We start from the raw sequence: 1,572 nt of genomic DNA, 5'->3' as shown, positions 1-1,572 counted from the left end.
GCGGTCGGTGACGCCGCTGCCCGTGGGCGAGATGGTCGCGCGGCGTTCCACGGAACGCGCAGCACGCGCCGCAGCGAAGGGCGGCGCGCAACTCGATCTCATTGGGCGCAGCGTGGTGGAGGTCGGTACTGCGGGGGAACGCCTCCCGCGTGCTTCGCGCGCGGTGATGAGGGTGCGCAGTGTGCAAGGCGCGCCGCCCACGCTCGAGAGTTCCGGGGCGCAAGTGGTGAGCGCGGTCGAGGACGGTGCCGTCGAGGTATCCGTGGATGCGTCGCGCTCGAGCGAGGCGACCGCTGCCGAGCGCGAGGACATGGCGTTGCTCCGCGCATCGATCCTGATCGACTGCGACGAGCCTGCGGTGCGTGAACTCGCTTCAAGCATCCTGCGCGCTGCGGGGCTGTCGGCGGACTCTGCGGAAGCGGCGCGGGCAGAGGCGCTCCGTGCGGGAGTCTTCCGATTCATCACGAACAAGTCGATGGCGACGGCCTTCGCGGGAGCGAGCGAAGTGGTCCGCACGAAGTCGGGCGACTGCTCCGAGCATGCCGTGCTCCTCGCGGCACTGCTTCGCGCGCAAGGCATCCGCGCACGCGTGGCGAGCGGGATGGTCTATGCCGACCGTTTCGCGGGCGGTGAGCATGTTCTTGTCTGGCACATGTGGACCCAGGCGATGCTGGGAGGTCGTTGGCATGACCTTGACGCGACGCTCGATTCGCGTGCCTTCCACCCAGGACATCTGCTGCTTGCCACCAGCGTTCAGGACGATGCGCAGTTGGATGCGGATTTCAGCGCGATTGTTGCCGTCATCGGGAATGTAAAGATCGAGGTGCTGCGTGTCGATTGATGCGCTCGTCGAGGGCATCTGCGGTGAAGGCGTCAGCCCCTGTCCGCCGCTTCCGCCGCGCGACAGTGCGGGTCACAAGGGGACATTCGGTCGCGTCCTTGTGCTGGGTGGCTGTGCACGGCTGCCGCGGTTGATGCTCGGTGGTCCAGTTCTCTCGGCACGAGCCGCGATCCGCGCAGGGTGCGGGCTCGCGGAGTTGGCTGTTCCCGAACCGCTCGCGGCGGCAGCGCTTGCGAGTCTTGAGAGTGCGACGGGGCACGCTCTGCCCGTCGATGCGGAGGGGAATCTGCTCCCGTCCGCGTGTGCGGAGGTGATCGATCCTGTCCTTGCGCGCTCGGATGCGGCGGTCGTCGGACCCGCCCTCGGTGAAGGATTCGCGGTGGAGCAGCTGGTGATTCGTTTGGTTGCGCACGCAGAGGTTCCGTTGGTTGTCGATGCGGATGCGCTGAACGCTCTGGCGCGGCTGGTCGACTTCACTCGCGACATGGGCGGCGGCCCCATCGTGATGACGCCGCATCCTGGCGAGTTCCTGCGGCTCGCGAAGGCGCTCAACATCGATGGCGATCCAATCGGCGAGGGCGCTGGTGCTGCTGCGGCTGCGCTCGCGCAGCGCTGCGGCTGCGTGGTTGTGCTGAAAGGGGCTCGCACCTTCGTCAGTGATGGCATTCGGCACTGGTCGTGTCATGCGGGGACTGCGGCGCTTGCCACGGGCGGGAGTGGGGATGCGCTCT

General features: G+C 67.7%; 2 protein-coding genes. Both read left to right on the top strand.

From position 1 onward, the window contains the following. Positions 1 to 22 precede the first annotated feature (22 nt). Positions 23 to 841 carry a transglutaminase family protein gene (locus FJ091_22180; GenBank protein ID MBM4386057.1) on the top strand — a complete coding sequence of 273 codons (819 nt, stop codon included), beginning with the start codon at positions 23 to 25 and terminating at the stop codon, positions 839 to 841. Next, on the top strand, positions 831 to 1,572 hold a 742-nt coding region (locus FJ091_22175; protein ID MBM4386056.1), incomplete at its 3' end, for an NAD(P)H-hydrate dehydratase. The genes FJ091_22180 and FJ091_22175, both read left to right, overlap by 11 nt.

The organism is Deltaproteobacteria bacterium, assembly GCA_016875395.1.
Taxonomy (GTDB): domain Bacteria; phylum Myxococcota_A; class UBA9160; order UBA9160; family UBA6930; genus VGRF01.
Note: the sequence above shows the minus strand (reverse complement) of the source record. Positions and strands in the feature narration are given on the sequence as shown.